We start from the raw sequence: 13,917 nt of genomic DNA on the forward strand, positions 1-13,917 counted from the left end.
GTACCGTGGGGCATGAGTACCGTTCCGGACGCGATCGCCCCCATGCTGGCGACCGACGGTGACCTGCCCACCGGCGGGTGGGGGTACGAATACAAATGGGACGGCTACCGCTGCTGCCTGCGCGTCGCCCGCGACGGCGAGACGCGCCTGACCAGCCGCCGAGGCCTGGACGTCACCGCGACGTATCCCGACGTGACCGGCGAAGCCCTCGACGGCCGTGAAGCCGTCCTCGACGGCGAGATCGTGGTCCTCGACGACCAGGGACGGCCGAGTTTTCCGCTGCTGCAGACCCGGCACCTGCGCACACCGGACGCGTCGCTGCTGGAGCGCAGCCCGGTGCACTTCTTCGCCTTCGACGTCCTGCTTCTCGACGGCACCGTCCTGCTCGACGAGCCTTACGCCGCTCGTCGTGAACTCTTGACGTCGTTGGGCGGCGGCGGCCGCGTCGTCATCCCGCCGGGCTACACCGACTACGACATCGCGCCCGATCAGCTCCTCGAAGTCGTCCGGCAGCACGGCCTCGAAGGGCTGATCGCGAAGAAGCTCGACAGCCACTATCACCCCGGCAAGCGGTCACGCCAATGGATCAAACGGGCGCTGTGGCTCACCCAAGAAGTCGTGATCGGCGGCTGGCGTCCCGGCGAAGGGCGCCGCTCGGGGACGCTCGGCGCCCTGTTGCTCGGCGCGCACGACGAATCCGGCGAGCTGCGGTACATCGGCGACGTCGGGACCGGGTTCAGCGAAAAGGTCCTCGAAGACCTGCGCGCCCGGCTCGCGCCGTTGGCACGGAAGAAATCGCCGTTCGCCTCCGAGGTCCCGCGCGACCGGGCCCGGGGCGCGCGCTGGGTGTCGCCGGAACTCGTCGGCGAGGTCATGCACCGGAACTGGACGCCGGACGGGCGCTTGCGGCATACGACCTGGCGGGGGTTGCGGGCCGACAAGGCACCCGGGGACGTCGAACTGCCTACCGCTCAGCCTGGTCGACGGCTCACCTGATAGCGCAGGTGAAGCACCCGGTCGCCCTGAACGACCACGTCAGGATCCTCCAGAAGATGCTGCGCGTCGACCGACCCGAAGTAACGCTTGCCGGACCCGAACACCACGGGTACGACGTCCATGCGCACCTCGTCGATCAGGCCCGCGGCGAACATCTGGCCACCGACGTCGCCGGCGGCGACCTCGACCACGCGGTCGCCCGCGAGTTCCCGCGCCTTGGCCATGGCCGCCTCGATGCCGTCGACGAAGTGGAACGGCGCCTGCGGGTCCCAGCCCTCGGGCGACGGCCGGTGTGTCACGACGACCACGTGGTCGATCCCGCCCGGAGGCTTCCCCTCCCAGCCGTCCGTGAGGTCGAAGACGTGGCGGCCGACGATGGTCACCCCGATCTGGTCCCAGTACGGCCGGGTGTAGTCGTAGGACGTCCGCGACACCGTTATCCCGCCGCTCTCGTCCAGCGGGACCTCACCATTGGTCAACCAGTCGAACAGGGGCCCTGGCTGGTCATTCTCGTCCGCGACGAAGCCGTCCACCGACACCGAGCTGTACATGACCACCTTGCCCACGGGGCTCTCCTCTGCTTGGGGGTGCCGCCAAACTAGCGTGTCGGGAGCCGTCGCTCTTGTAAGAAATCAAGCGGCGGGCAACGGCCAGCTGTCCAGCACGTGGCCGGGATGTTCGCGCAGGAACCGCCGCCGGACTTCGAGATACCGGGTCGGCGTGAGCCCGGTGAACGCCCGGAACTCGTGCCCGAAATGGGCCTGGTCGAAGTAGCCCGCGGCACCGGCGAGTTCGCCCCAGTCGATCGGCCCGGCGGGGTCGATCGCGAACACGGTGGTGGCGAAGCGGTAAGTGCGGGCCAGCCGCTTCGGCGTGACGCCGACGAGCTCCTTGAACCGCTGCGCCAGATGCGTGCCGCTGACCCCGGCCGCCTCGCTCAGGTCGCCGATCGCCACCGCCCCGCGGGTCGCCGCGATGACGCCGCTCGCATGGCGGACCAGTCCCATGCCGTCGGCTTCGCTCAGCCGCCGCAACAGTTCCACTTCGAGCAGCGCCAGCATCTCGCGCGGTCCGGGCGCCGCGGCGAGCCACTCTCGCAGCTGCGCGACGGCCGGCCTGCCCCAGACCTGCTCCACCGTCACCGGCCGGTCACGCAGCTCGGCCGCGGGCATCGGCAGGAACGGCGCCAGCCCCCACGGCTTGAAGTGCACGCCGACGGACCGGGTCCGAAGCGGGTAGCCGAACTCCACCGCGCGCGTGGGCGTGGTGACCACGCAACCGTCGACGTACTCGGCCGTCTCGAGGTCGGCGCCGGCGCGGATGCGGAACGGCGCCCCGAGGTTGACGATGAGCAATGCCGCGGGCATCGGCGGCAACGTCAGCCGGGCGTACGGCGGGGTGCCCTCCAGGTAGTAGAGGTCGTCGATCAGCCCGGCCAGGGGTGGCGGCGGCAGTCTGGACACGTACTCCACGGTCACAGCATCGCGGAGGTGGGGCTTGAGGTCCAGGTGGTCTTCGGGTGTCTCGGCAGAGCCGCCCTCGGTGTGTCCTTTGTGGACAAAATACGTATCGAACCGTCGACCTTTGAAGTGTCGGCTATTTTACTTAGAGGTCCTAACAGAATGATCGTGGGTGCGGTTTGATGCCGCGCCTTGGTGATCTTTCGTAAGGGTGAGCTGGGTGGGGCAGCTGCTGCTGGCGGAGCTGCGCGGGGCGAACCTGCTGGACTGGTCGCGTGCGGCGGTCGACGGGTCGCATGTGCGGGCGTTAAAAGAGGGCCGCCTTGTCCGCACCGCGGGAATCACCCCGGTCATCGACCGCCGCGGCGAGCAGCACGGCTCCGGCCTCGGTATACACCGCTGGGTCGTCGAAGGCGCCTTCGCCCTGCTGCCCTGGTTCCGCCGCCTGCGCATCCACTGGGAGATCCGCGACGACATCCACAAAGGCTTCCTCACCCTCCGACTGTGCCGGCGCAGACTCAAAGCCCACTCATTCCGTTAGGACCCCTTAGAGCATTCCCTTCGCGGACTCTCGCCCCCTATCGGATGAAATGGCCGACTTGCGTCCGCTACGCAAATCGCAGTAGCACAGGTGTTCGATATCCGGTATCGTTGAGGGCGTGGCCAGCGAAAACAGTCCCCAGGGGGTGCGCTCCGAATGGTGGCGCACAGATACTGCGACGCTGCATGCCCGCAAGCAGGAAATCGAAATCTTGAAGCGCCAATTGGACGCGGAGCAGAACGCGATCCTCGCGGAAATCAACAANNGGAAGCCGGTCGTCGTGCCGACCGGGTGCTGGCGCTGCATCCCGCGGTGGTGGTGGGCGGCGAGATCGTGCCGCCTCTGGCGCCCTTGACCGCCGAAGCCGCCGCGGAGGGCGCGATCGGGGGCGGGCAGATCGACGCGATCATCCGCACCCTCACCCGCATCCCCTCCACCGTCCCGGAAGAAGACGTGCGAAGCGGAGAGAAGATCCTGGTCGACCTCGCCCGGCACGCCGGACCCCGGCAGATCGCCCGCGCCGGACGACGCCTCCTCGACAAACTCGACCCGGACGGGAAAGAGCCCCGCAACGAGGACCCGAAGGATGTGCGGCCGGAGTTGCGGTTCGTCCAGCACCGTGACGGCACCCTCGGCCTCAAAGCCACCCTGGACCTCGAAACGTATGCGCGGTTGAAGTCCGACCTCGACCCGATGGCCAAACCGCACAAAGCCATCGCCGGGGTCCGGGACTCCCGCAGCCAAGATGAGCGTTACGGAGATGCCTTCACCGACTACGTGCGACTCAAGACCACCAGCCGAAACCTTCCGGGACAGGCAGGCGAGGCGACCCACATCCTCGTGACCATGTCCTACGAGGACCTCATCCGAGACATCGGCGAGGCGCACCTGGACCTCGTCGGGCCGATCAGCGCCACCGACGCCCGCATCCTCGCCTGCGACGCCCGCGTCCGACCCGGCGTCCTCGGCACCGCGGGCGAACCGCTGGACATCGGCCGCTCCAAACGCACCGTGTCGTTGGCCCAGAAGTACGCGTTAACCATCCGCGACGGCGGATGCGCCTTTCCGGGTTGCGATATGCCCGTACCGCGCTGCACCGCACATCACATCGTCTTCTGGCGGCACCACGGCGAAACGAAGATCGACAACCTCGTGCTCCTGTGCACCAAACACCACCGGCTCATCCACCACAGCGAATGGAAAGTCCAAATCGCCCAAGACGGACTACCCGAATTCACTCCACCCTCCTATCTGGACCCGTCAGGAGAGCCGAGACGCAACACCATGCACCTCAGGACATAGACAAACGCGTCTGTTCCTGAAGCTCATGGCGTTCCGGGACAATGCTCTGAGCGCAGCAGACCGTAGACGAGCACATCGACATACTCGCCGTGCTGGAAGGACCTGCCGTGCATGACCCCTTCCCGGCGGAACCCCAGGCGTTCGAGGGCTTTCTGCTCGCCTAGGTTACCGCCATTGGTGAGGGCTTCGATTCTGTTCGCAGTCGTGCGGCCGAACAGGTAGTCCACGAGCAGCCTCTGCGCCATTGTGCCCACCCCCTGTCCACGATGCTCGGGTAGCACCCCCACGCCGATCTCGTAGGTGACACCCAAGGGGAAGCCGCGGGGCTTCCAGGTGGCGATGCCGATCACCGTGTCGTCGGCCCGCGCGATCGCAACCGCCGCGGACTCGGCGGAGATGTACCCGTCGATCTCCCATCGCTTGCGGCGTGCCCTCGGATCACCGAATCCGGGCCACTCGAACTCGCCGAGCGCATCGGGATCCGTGCAGAGGCGGTCGAGAAAGGCGAGATCGGCCTCGGTGAACGCCCTCAAGTGGACTTTGTCCGGGCGGTTCGCTGGAGTCATGAAGCCAGTATCGCGCCCGGAACAGCATCCGCCAGCCAGTGAGCACTTCCCGACCTTGTTGCGGCAGGCTGGAGTTTGTCGGTCCCCAGGTGCTGAAGGTGACGAAGGGATCGGCGTGGCCACGGTGTGCCGCTACCTGCACGAAGCCGTCGACCTGCTCGCCCAGCGCGCCCCGCCCCTGACCGCCGCGCTGGGGCAACTCGCTGGTCAGCGTGGGTGCCGAGGCGGCGAGTAGTTCGGTGGTCTCGCGGACATACCGGAACGCGGTGGCCACGCCGATGCCGAACGCCGCCGCGAGCCGGGCATAGGTGTCACCGTTGCGCAGATGCGCCAGCACCAGCAACGCCTGCCGATGCGGCGCCAGCCGCCGCCAGGGCGATCCGATCCGCTTCAGATGAGCACGGATGACCTTCACGACATACCGCAGCGTGGTGGTGGACAAGTCGATCGCCGAGGGATAGCACAGCACGCGAAGCTTGGAAATCCGACGCCCCAAGGAATCCGAGCCTAACCCGACCGAGAACCGAAGCGCGCCAACGCCTCCAGCTTCCAGGCCCGTTTCACATCACTGCCCCGATGCCCCGACCCGTCATCGATCAGCAACTCCGCACCGGGCCAGGCCCGGGCGAGTTCCCAAGCGGTGTCCGCCGGGCAGCTCAGGTCCCGGCGTCCGTGGATCAGCACACCGGGAATGTCTCGCAACAGCCCGGCGTCGCGGATCACCGCGCCGGGTTCCAGCCAAGCCTCATGGGAGTAGTAATGCGTGACAATGCGCGCGAAAGCCAGTTCCCATTCGCCGATCGGACCATTGTGGACGGTCACGCCGGGTTCCAGTGACAGCACCGTGTCCTCCCAGGCGCACCACGCGCGGGCGGCCTCGGTTCGCTCGTGCGGGTCGGGGTCTTCCATGAGCCGCGCGTAGGCCGCGACCAGGTCACCGGAGAGATCACCGCGGAAACGGGCCCACTCTTCGGGGAAGAACCGGCCTGCGCCGCGATACAGCCAATCGATCTCGGAACGTCGTGTGGTGCTGATGGCGCTGACGATGATCTCCGTGACCCGTTCCGGATATCGTTCGGCGTAGACGAGCGCGAGCGTCGTGCCCCATGAGCCGCCGGTGACGAGCCAGCGTTCGATTCCCAGGTGTTCCCGGAGCCGTTCCATGTCGGCGACGAGATGATCCGTCGTGTTGTGCCGCATGTCGGTCGACGGGTCGCTCGCATGCGGGGTGCTGCGGCCGCAGCCGCGCTGGTCGAACAGCACCGCGCGGTAGCGGGCGGGGTCGAACATGCGCCGCATTCCCGGCGTGCACCCCTGGCCGGGACCGCCGTGCAGCATTACCGCGGGTTTCCCGTCCGGGTTCCCGCAGGTCTCCCAGTAGACGGCATTGTCGTCACCTACCTCGAGCAGCCCCGCGTCGTAAGGCTCGATGGGTGGATACAGGTCGACCATTCCCTCAGCGTAGCCGAGCTGATCAAGACTTTCCGTGATGCCGCGAAACACTTTCGCCGCAACGAAGTTCAGCACACCGGCCCTTTCCCCACCGCGTCAGGAGGGGGAGATTCATCGGTACCGGCGAAAACCACCAGAGACGGGGAGCCATGGCGGTTTGCGGCACGAACTTCACCCTTGGCGTGGAAGAAGAGTTCGTCCTTCTCGATCCGCTGGACGGCTCGGTCGCGTTGCGCGCGCCCGATCTTCTCGAACACCTCGGCCCCGAGCCGGACGTCACCGGGGAGCTGATGCGGTTCCAGATCGAGACCGCCACCGGCATCTGCCGCGATCTCGACGAGGTGCGCTCGGAATTGACCCGGTTACGGCGGATCGTCGCGAAGGCCGCGGAAGCCGACGGCTGCCTGGTGGTGGCGTCCGGAATTCCGCCCGGTGCTCTCCGGGTGGACGCAATCACGCCCGAACCGCGGTACCGGCGGATGGCGCAGGCGTTCCCCGACTTGATCGACGACGCGGGGACGTGCGCCTGTCATGTGCACGTCGGCTTGCCGTCGCGGGATCTCGGGGTGCGGGTCCTCGCCGGCCTGCGGCCGTGGCTCGCTCCGTTGCTGGCGCTCAGCGCCAATTCCCCGATCGTGAGCGGCGTGGATTCCGGGTGGGCGAGCAGGCGCTTCCCGATCTGGGACCGGTGGCCGACGGCGAAACTTCCCGAAGAATGGACCGGCGCGGCCGCGTACGACCGTAGCGTCGAGGAGGCACTGCGCCAGGGTGCCGCCCTAGACACGGCAGGGGTGTATTACTACGCCCGGCTCTCCCCCCGCCATCCCACGGTGGAGGTACGGATCGCCGACGTCTGCCTGTCGGTCGAGGACGCCGTCCTCCTCGCGGCGCTGGTGCGCGGACTGGTCACGACCTGCGCCGGGACGACCACGCCGCCGCGTGCCCACAGCGCCAGGATCGGCGCGGCACTCACGGCCGCCGCGCGCCGGGGCCTCGACGGGCCGGGAATCGACGTCTTCACCGGCCGGGAGGCCGATCAGCGCGGACTTCTCGGTGAGCTCGTCGATTTCATCTCACCCGCGCTCAGGGCCGCCGGTGACCTCGACGACGTCGAGCAGGGGCTGCACTCCCTTTTCGAGCGCGGCACCGGCGCGACCCGGCAACGCCGCCTGCTCACGGAAGCGGCTTCGCCTGGTGCGTTCGCCACGGATCTCGCCCTCGCGACGACGGGAGTCCCGGCGCGGTGAGCCGAGGCTCCCGTCACAGCCAGCCGGACTCGCGCGCGATCCGGACCGCGTCGACCCGGTTGCGGGCGCCGAGCTTCGACACGATCGTCGTCAGGTAGTTCCGCACGGTCCCGGCGGAGAGGAACAGTTCGGCCGCGATCTCGGTCGGTTCGGAGCCGACCGAGGCCAGCCGGAGTACTTCGATCTCCCGGGCGCTGAGCGGGCATTCCTCGCTGTCCCACGCCGCGAGCGCCAGATCGCCGTCGACGACGCGCCGTCCGGCGGCGACCCCGCGGATCGCGTTGGCCAGCCTGTCGGCGGGGGCGTCCTTGCGCAGGAAGCCGTTGACCTTCGCGGCCAGGGCTCGTCGAAGGGTGCCGGGACTGCCGAGCGAGGTGAGGATCAGCGTGCGCACCCCTGGCAGCTGTTCGTGCAGTTCGGCGGCCGCGGTGAGCCCGTCCTTGCCGGGGAGATCGATGTCGATGAGCGCGATGTCGGGTCGCGCGGACCGGGCGAGCGGGAGGATCTCCTCACCGCTGGCGCATTCGGCGACGACCTCGATATCGGCTTCCAGCCCGAGCAGCGCGACCAGGGCCCCACGGACAATGTGCATGTCCTCCGCCACCAGGACCTTGATCATCGCCCCATCTGCCTTTCCCCTGCGCCTCGCCCCGAGCCGACAATACTATCCTCACACACCCGTCCCACGAAATGGAAACCGGCCCTTGACCGTCGCGGGGGACACGGTCAAGGGCCGGTTCTGTGTTGCCGCGGGAATACTTTCTTCGGACCGCACCAACACGGCCGGGGTGGGTCCGGCATGCCTGCGCTACCAGGAATTCTGCGGCCATCGAGCGTGGAGATCCAGTGCGCGCACCACCGCCGGCCTGTGGTTTTCGCATGTGAGATTTTCACGTCGGCGCGCACATGAATCCATATGCGGCGGTGAATCAAGCACTTCAGGAGAAGCGGCGGCGAACACTACTGTCGAAACCGTAAAGCACGCCAGAATTCCTCGATCGAAAGGACGGTACAATGGATGAGACTGTCCGGCGAGCCGTGGAGCGAGCCATTGGGGCCATGAACGAGAAACTGGGGGAAGAGCTCACTATCGACGACATCGCCCGCGCCGCGACGTTCAGCAAATTCCATTTCACCAGGGTGTTCCAGCAGGCCACCGGGGTCTCGCCCGGCCGGTTCCTGTCCGCGCTGCGGCTCGACGAGGCCAAACGCCTGCTGCTGACGACCTCGATCACGGTCGCCGACATCAGCCACCGCGTCGGTTACAACAGTGTCGGCACCTTCAGCACGCGGTTCAGCAGCCGCGTCGGCCTCTCCCCCTCCGCGTACCGCCAGCAGGGCGGTTTCCAGCACCGGCTGGCCGGTGAACCCCGTCCCGGCGCGCAGCCGGCGATCGTCCGCGGTTTCGTTTCGGCGCCGCCGGAGATCTCGCCCGGCCTCGTCTTCGTCGGTCTCTTCCCGACGCGCATCCCGGAAGGCGCGCCTGTGCGCTACGCGGTCATCGAGGCCCCCGGCCCCTATCAGCTGGCCGAGGTCCCGGAAGGCACCTGGCATCTCGTCGCGCACTGTGTGACCGGACCGCTCACGCGTCGCGGCGCTGGATTCACCGGTCACCACGGCCCGATCACCGTCGAACCCGGGGTCACCGCGCGGCTGGCCGACCTGCGGGTACGGCCGAAGCGCCTGTTCGACCCGCCGGTACTGCTCGCGCTGCCCGACCTGCGGCACCGGCCGAGGCCGTTCAAGCACGCGGCCTGATCCTCACCTGGTGTCATGAGGGGTCCCCAACGGACGAAAGATGTCCGATGGGGACCCCTCATGACGTTCACGGGACCTCAGGCGGAGAGGCGGCCAGCAGAAGGAGCGAAGGCCTCGCGGATGTTCCGCCGCCACAGTTCGTAGGCCGGGGTGCCGTCCGCGGCGTTCTCGGCCACTTCGGTCCGGTCGGCGAGGTCGACGGCCTCCTCGATGCTCAGCCCGGCGAGCGTCCGCGCGGCGCGACGGGTGTGCGGCGGGACGAACGACGAGAACGTCCTCGCCTTCACCGCGAAGACGACGCCGAGGCCGAGTTCGTCCTGGTGCTCCCCCGCCGCCTCGTGCAGCACGGTCAGTCCCCGCTGGTCGCAGCCGCCGGCGAAGGTCGAGGCCAGCCCGACACCGCTCCACAGGTCGGGGCGGCGCCCGGCGGGGAAGCGGTTCACCGCGGCGGCGACCTTCCCCGGATCGGCACCGTTGATGAACCACAGCGCACGCCCGACGCCCTGGTCGCAGGCGCGGGCGAAGTACGACGGCCCGCCCGCCCACGCGTACGGGGCGGGGACGAACTGCTCGTCGACCCATTTGCGGGTGTCGAAGTACGCGCGGTCGAAGCCGTAGCCGTCGACGGCCAGCCAGCTCATCGTCGGGTGGTACGGCACGCCGTCCAGCTCCGGCAGCACCTTCTTCCACAGCGGCCGGGGCAGCCGCGCCATGGCGAAGCCGATGCCGATGTAGGTCAGGAACAGATGCGGACGGCCGGGACCGCTCATCAGTTCGGCCGTACGGTCCTTACGTCCGCCGGGCATGACGTCCAGGATGGTGAACGCCATCGCCGCGCCCTCGTAGGCGAACCCGCGCATCTCCGGCTCCACCATGTCCAGCCGCCGCTCGGCCTCCCACAGCGCCGGAGCGTCGATCCCCCATTCGAACCCGCACACCACCGCCTGCGGGATCGACTCCAGCCTGGCGGTCGCCGTCGTCGGCGGGATCCCGAAGCCGCGTCCCTCGAAGCCGACCGAAGCCAGCGAGGGCGCGAACAGGACCTTGCGCAGGGCACCCAGCAATGAAGTCATCACGTACGTCCTTTGTGGATAGTGTCGGCTTCGCGCGCGAACTCGGCTCCCGCCGAGGAGACCACGCCGTGCTCGCCGTGCGCTCGATGGCCGATCGAGGTCTCGGCCGGTACCTCCGAACAGTCCACACCCCGTCGGCAAGAATGGCGAATTCACCCGTTCGCCGGATGAATTCACCACAGCCGACCGTACTCACCGGCGAATGAAAAGCACTTATGGCGGAAATTTTACCGTCTTCTGACCTGACACCGAGTAATCGATCGATCGCTCATCAGCGATCCGCCCATGATCGTCCGATCTTCGCCATCTCCGCAGCTCACCCGGGCCCTGAAGCCGCCGACCAGAGCGCCGGAAATAGTACAACCTTGAATCGTGCGTTTTATATTCACTCTTCCGGGTTTGCTGGCTACACTGAGAGTTAGCACTTCTGGGGGAAAGAGGAGGTCGGAGTGATCCGAGTCCTATTGGCCGAGGATATGCACATGGTTCGCGGCGCCTTGGTCGCACTGCTGAACCTCGAACAGGACATAGCGGTCGTCGCCGAGGTCTGCTCTGGCGACAAGATCCTTCCGATGGCCGCGGAGTACCTCCCGGACGTCGCGATCATCGACATCGACCTGCCGGCCAAAGACGGCCTCTCCGCCGCTTCCGAGCTCTACCAGCAACTCCCGTGCGTCCGCACGCTCATCCTCACCTCGCTCGGCCGTCCGGGCACCGTGCGCCGCGCGCTCGACGCGAAGGTCAACGGCTTCCTGCTCAAGGACGCGCCGGCCGACAAGCTCGCCAACGCGGTCCGCTCCGTCGCCCTCGGGCGCCGCGTCATCGACAGCGAACTCGCGTTGTCCGCCTGGGAAACGGAAGATTGCCCGCTGACCCCGCGGGAAGCGGAGATCCTGCGCCTCGCCGCGAACGGGTACACGGTCGCCGACATCGCGGCCGAGCTGTTCCTGTCGCCCGGCACGGTGCGGAACTATCTCGCCACGGTGGTCACGAAACTCAACGCCCGCAACCGGGTCGACGCCATCCGCATCGCCACCGATTCCGACTGGCTCTGACCGCGCGCGTCTTCTCGTTTGCCACAACCGGTTCCGCGCGCCAAGTCATGACGATCGCATGCGGGACAACGAAAAAATCATGGTTTGCCCGGTATTTCCGGCACTGTTCCGAAGGTTCCCCCTCTGTCATCGTCACAGAGGGGGAGTTCGGCGGAGGGGGCAGGGATGCACGGGACGAGTACCGAACCGGACGAAGTGACGGTACGCGCGCGACTCCTCGGCCCGCTCGAACTGCACTCCGGCGGGGCCGATCGCGCGCCGACCACGCCGAAACTCCTGCAACTGCTGGCGATGCTGCTCATCCGGCCCGGCAAGACGGTCCACGTCGATTCGCTGGTCCACGAGCTGTGGAACGACACACCCCCGCGCAGCGTCCGCCGCACGCTGCACACCTATGTCCACCACCTTCGCCGTCACCTCGACCCTGACGGCGAAGGCGGTCTGCTGGTCACCAGCCCGCCCGGCTACCGGCTCGACCTCGACCCGGCCATGGTCGACGTGTCGGAGTTCCAGCGCCTGCACCGGCTCGGCCGCGAACTGCTGACCGGAGGCGACGACGCGGCGGCCGCGCACGCGTTCCGTACCGCGTTGGACCTGTGGTCCGGCCCACCCCTGGCCAGCGTCCACTGTGGACCGACACTGGCCGCGTACACCGTCTATCTGCTGGAGCATCGGCGCAATGCCCGTGACCTGTGGATCGAGGCCGAGATCCGGTCCGGACGGCACCGGGAGATGCTCGGCGTACTGCGCTCGCTGACCACCGCGGACCCGCTCGACGAGACCCTGCACGCCCAGCTGATCCGCGCGCTGTGCCTCAGCGGACGGCGTAGCGACGCGCTCGCGTCCTTCCACTGGCTGCGGGCGAGGCTCGAAGACGAACTGGGGGTGGAACCCTGCGCCGAACTGCGAGAGCTGCACCGCGAACTGCTCTCCGAGGGAAACCCGGTCCGCTGAGCACGCCGACCGGTGAACGAACACCACCCCGTCACCAGAGTCAGGAAGTTGAGGAGTAAAGCATGACCGCTCGCACCTACGGCCAGTTCTGTGGCCTCGCCCGCGCGCTCGAGATCATCGGGGAACGCTGGTCCCTGCTCGTGATCCGCGACCTGGTGCTCGGCCCGAAACGGTTCGACGAACTCCAGCAAGGCCTGCCGAAGATCCCGACGAGCATCCTGTCGACCCGGCTGAACGAACTCGAACAGCACGGCGTCGTCCAGCGCCGGGTGCTTTCGCAGCTCGACGCCGGAGTGGTCTACGAGCTGACCGAGTACGGCAACGACCTCGACCAGATCCTGCTGCAGCTGGGCCTGTGGGGTGCGCGGTCGCTCACCGAGCCCGCCGCGAACGACCTGTTCACCCTCGACGCCGCCATCCTTTCGCTGTACACGACGTTCCAGCCGCACGAGGCCCACGGCGTCCGTGGCGCGTTCGAGCTGCATTACGGCGACCAGATGATCGTTCACGCCGTGGTCGAGGACGGCGCGGTGACGGCGGGTGAGGGCCCGCATCCGGATCCGGACCTCGTCATCGAACCGCGCGGGCCGCTCATGCTCAAGCTGCTGAACGGCGAACTGGACGCCGCGAGCTCGCTCACCTGCGGCGCGGTGGCCATCAAGGGCGACGCGGCCTACCTGGAGCTGTTCACACGGCTCTTCCACATCCCCTCGGCCCCGTCGAAGGCCGAAGGGCTCGTCACGCACTGACGAGAACGGAACCGCGCGCGGGCCGGCACCACGACCGGGGTGCCGGCTCGCGGTCATTCGAAGCGCGAGGGATCGCCGGCGCCGCGCCGCACGATCTCCGGTTCCCCCGACGAGAAGTCGATCACCGTGGTGGGCTCGACCCCGCATTCGCCGGAATCGATCACCGCGTCCACCACGTGCTCCAGCCGCTCCTTGATGTCCCAGCCCTGGGTCATCGGCTCCTCCTGGTCGGGCAGCAGCAGCGTGCTCGACAGCAGTGGTTCGCCGAGTTCGCCCAGCAGCGCCTGGGTGACCACGTGGTCCGGGATGCGCACACCGACCGTCTTCTTCTTGGCGTGCATCAGGCGGCGCGGGACCTCCTTGGTCGCCGGGAGAATGAACGTGTAACTGCCCGGTGTGGACGCCTTGACCGCGCGGAAGACCGCGTTGTCCACGTGCACGAACTGGCCCAGCTGGGCGAAGTCCTGACACACCAGGGTGAAATGGTGTCGGTCGTCGAGTTTGCGGATACTCCGGATGCGGTCGATCCCGTCCCTGTTCCCCAGCTGGCAGCCGAGCGCGAAGCAGGAGTCCGTCGGGTAGGCGATCAGCCCGTCCTCGCGCAGGATGTCGACGACCTGTCCGATCGCGCGTCGTTGCGGATTTTCCGGATGCACGTCGAAATACCTGGCCATGCGCCGAGCTTAAGGCCACCGGTCCCCCGGCGCCGCGACAGGCCGTCCCGGCGTGGCGTACACAGTGGAACCGGAGGATTCGGCGCACGT

At 67.8% G+C, this 13,917-nt stretch carries 15 protein-coding genes and 2 pseudogenes; 9 read left to right on the plus strand and 8 right to left on the minus strand.

The annotated features are described in order from the left end of the window. Positions 1–12: 12 nt before the first annotated feature. Positions 13–996 carry a non-homologous end-joining DNA ligase gene (ligD, locus tag AVL48_RS19325; protein WP_061987839.1) on the plus strand — a complete coding sequence of 328 codons (984 nt, stop codon included), beginning with the start codon at positions 13–15 and terminating at the stop codon, positions 994–996. On the opposite strand, the gene AVL48_RS19330 is transcribed toward ligD, so the two are convergent. Further along, entirely contained in the window at positions 972–1,562 is a 591-nt protein-coding gene (locus AVL48_RS19330; RefSeq protein WP_061987837.1) for a dihydrofolate reductase family protein, read from the minus strand. The two genes, ligD and AVL48_RS19330, sit on opposite strands and share 25 nt — an antisense overlap. Positions 1,563–1,628: 66 nt before the next feature. Then, the gene (locus tag AVL48_RS19335) at positions 1,629–2,450 is read right to left on the minus strand and encodes a helix-turn-helix domain-containing protein (RefSeq protein ID WP_061987962.1); all 822 of its coding nucleotides are present in this window, start codon (positions 2,448–2,450) and stop codon (positions 1,629–1,631) included. A gap of 232 nt (positions 2,451–2,682) precedes the next feature. Between AVL48_RS19335 and AVL48_RS19340 the strand changes: the two are divergent. Continuing rightward, positions 2,683–2,997, plus strand: a pseudogene (locus tag AVL48_RS19340) (hypothetical protein); the annotation flags it as partial. A gap of 291 nt (positions 2,998–3,288) precedes the next feature. Continuing rightward, the gene (locus AVL48_RS19345) at positions 3,289–4,299 is read left to right on the plus strand and encodes an HNH endonuclease signature motif containing protein (RefSeq protein ID WP_282956649.1); all 1,011 of its coding nucleotides are present in this window, start codon (positions 3,289–3,291) and stop codon (positions 4,297–4,299) included. A gap of 23 nt (positions 4,300–4,322) precedes the next feature. Here AVL48_RS19345 and AVL48_RS19350 read toward each other — a convergent pair whose 3' ends face one another. Beyond that, on the minus strand, positions 4,323–4,865 hold the full coding sequence (locus AVL48_RS19350) for a GNAT family N-acetyltransferase (RefSeq protein ID WP_063816580.1): 543 nt from the start codon (positions 4,863–4,865) through the stop codon (positions 4,323–4,325). A 115-nt stretch (positions 4,866–4,980) separates the two neighbouring features. On the opposite strand from AVL48_RS19350, the gene AVL48_RS40930 reads away from it, so the two are divergent. Continuing rightward, a complete protein-coding gene (locus AVL48_RS40930) occupies positions 4,981–5,100 on the plus strand; it encodes a transposase family protein (protein WP_143105052.1) in 120 nt (39 codons plus the stop codon). 39 nt (positions 5,101–5,139) lie between these two features. Here AVL48_RS40930 and AVL48_RS40135 read toward each other — a convergent pair. Next, positions 5,140–5,334 (minus strand): annotated as a pseudogene (locus tag AVL48_RS40135) (transposase family protein); the annotation flags it as partial. 38 nt (positions 5,335–5,372) lie between these two features. Continuing rightward, entirely contained in the window at positions 5,373–6,317 is a 945-nt protein-coding gene (gene pip / locus AVL48_RS19355) for a prolyl aminopeptidase (RefSeq protein ID WP_061987831.1), read from the minus strand. A 149-nt stretch (positions 6,318–6,466) separates the two neighbouring features. Between pip and AVL48_RS19360 the strand changes: the two genes are divergently transcribed. Beyond that, the gene (locus AVL48_RS19360; RefSeq protein ID WP_061987829.1) at positions 6,467–7,564 is read left to right on the plus strand and encodes a carboxylate-amine ligase; all 1,098 of its coding nucleotides are present in this window, start codon (positions 6,467–6,469) and stop codon (positions 7,562–7,564) included. Between the two features lie 13 nt (positions 7,565–7,577). On the opposite strand, the gene AVL48_RS19365 is transcribed toward AVL48_RS19360, so the two are convergent. Then, positions 7,578–8,183: a response regulator transcription factor gene (locus AVL48_RS19365; RefSeq protein ID WP_061987827.1), complete on the minus strand. Its 606-nt coding sequence runs from the start codon at positions 8,181–8,183 to the stop codon at positions 7,578–7,580. Between the two features lie 440 nt (positions 8,184–8,623). Here AVL48_RS19365 and AVL48_RS19370 point away from each other — a divergent pair, with 440 nt between their 5' ends. Beyond that, positions 8,624–9,322 carry a helix-turn-helix transcriptional regulator gene (locus AVL48_RS19370; protein WP_082857691.1) on the plus strand — a complete coding sequence of 233 codons (699 nt, stop codon included), beginning with the start codon at positions 8,624–8,626 and terminating at the stop codon, positions 9,320–9,322. 77 nt (positions 9,323–9,399) lie between these two features. Here AVL48_RS19370 and AVL48_RS19375 read toward each other — a convergent pair whose 3' ends face one another. Next, a complete protein-coding gene (locus AVL48_RS19375; protein ID WP_061987823.1) occupies positions 9,400–10,395 on the minus strand; it encodes a DUF1702 family protein in 996 nt (331 codons plus the stop codon). Between the two features lie 449 nt (positions 10,396–10,844). Here AVL48_RS19375 and AVL48_RS19380 point away from each other — a divergent pair, with 449 nt between their 5' ends. The 3 genes from AVL48_RS19380 to AVL48_RS19390 all read left to right on the plus strand — a co-directional run bounded on the left by AVL48_RS19380 (position 10,845) and on the right by AVL48_RS19390 (position 13,153). Next, complete coding sequence (locus AVL48_RS19380) at positions 10,845–11,450, plus strand: response regulator transcription factor (RefSeq protein WP_061987821.1); 606 nt, start codon at positions 10,845–10,847, stop codon at positions 11,448–11,450. 165 nt (positions 11,451–11,615) lie between these two features. Then, positions 11,616–12,404 carry an AfsR/SARP family transcriptional regulator gene (locus AVL48_RS19385; RefSeq protein ID WP_061987819.1) on the plus strand — a complete coding sequence of 263 codons (789 nt, stop codon included), beginning with the start codon at positions 11,616–11,618 and terminating at the stop codon, positions 12,402–12,404. Positions 12,405–12,466: 62 nt separating this feature from the next. Beyond that, positions 12,467–13,153, plus strand: a complete 687-nt coding sequence (locus AVL48_RS19390) for a winged helix-turn-helix transcriptional regulator (protein WP_061987817.1) — start codon at positions 12,467–12,469, stop codon at positions 13,151–13,153. 53 nt (positions 13,154–13,206) lie between these two features. On the opposite strand, the gene AVL48_RS19395 is transcribed toward AVL48_RS19390, so the two are convergent. Next, complete coding sequence (locus AVL48_RS19395; protein ID WP_061987815.1) at positions 13,207–13,827, minus strand: L-threonylcarbamoyladenylate synthase; 621 nt, start codon at positions 13,825–13,827, stop codon at positions 13,207–13,209. Positions 13,828–13,917: the final 90 nt, after the last annotated feature.

The organism is Amycolatopsis regifaucium, assembly GCF_001613935.1.
Classification (GTDB): domain Bacteria; phylum Actinomycetota; class Actinomycetes; order Mycobacteriales; family Pseudonocardiaceae; genus Amycolatopsis; species Amycolatopsis regifaucium.

Coding starts and splice junctions, on each gene's coding strand:
- ligD (WP_061987839.1), top strand. CDS start 13: ATGAGTACCGTTCCGGACGCGATCGCCCCCATGCTGGCGACCGACGGT.
- AVL48_RS19350 (WP_063816580.1), bottom strand. CDS start 4,865: ATGACTCCAGCGAACCGCCCGGACAAAGTCCACTTGAGGGCGTTCACC.
- pip (WP_061987831.1), bottom strand. CDS start 6,317: ATGGTCGACCTGTATCCACCCATCGAGCCTTACGACGCGGGGCTGCTC.
- AVL48_RS19360 (WP_061987829.1), top strand. CDS start 6,467: ATGGCGGTTTGCGGCACGAACTTCACCCTTGGCGTGGAAGAAGAGTTC.
- AVL48_RS19365 (WP_061987827.1), bottom strand. CDS start 8,183: ATGATCAAGGTCCTGGTGGCGGAGGACATGCACATTGTCCGTGGGGCC.
- AVL48_RS19370 (WP_082857691.1), top strand. CDS start 8,624: ATGAACGAGAAACTGGGGGAAGAGCTCACTATCGACGACATCGCCCGC.
- AVL48_RS19375 (WP_061987823.1), bottom strand. CDS start 10,395: ATGACTTCATTGCTGGGTGCCCTGCGCAAGGTCCTGTTCGCGCCCTCG.
- AVL48_RS19385 (WP_061987819.1), top strand. CDS start 11,616: ATGCACGGGACGAGTACCGAACCGGACGAAGTGACGGTACGCGCGCGA.
- AVL48_RS19390 (WP_061987817.1), top strand. CDS start 12,467: ATGACCGCTCGCACCTACGGCCAGTTCTGTGGCCTCGCCCGCGCGCTC.
- AVL48_RS19395 (WP_061987815.1), bottom strand. CDS start 13,827: ATGGCCAGGTATTTCGACGTGCATCCGGAAAATCCGCAACGACGCGCG.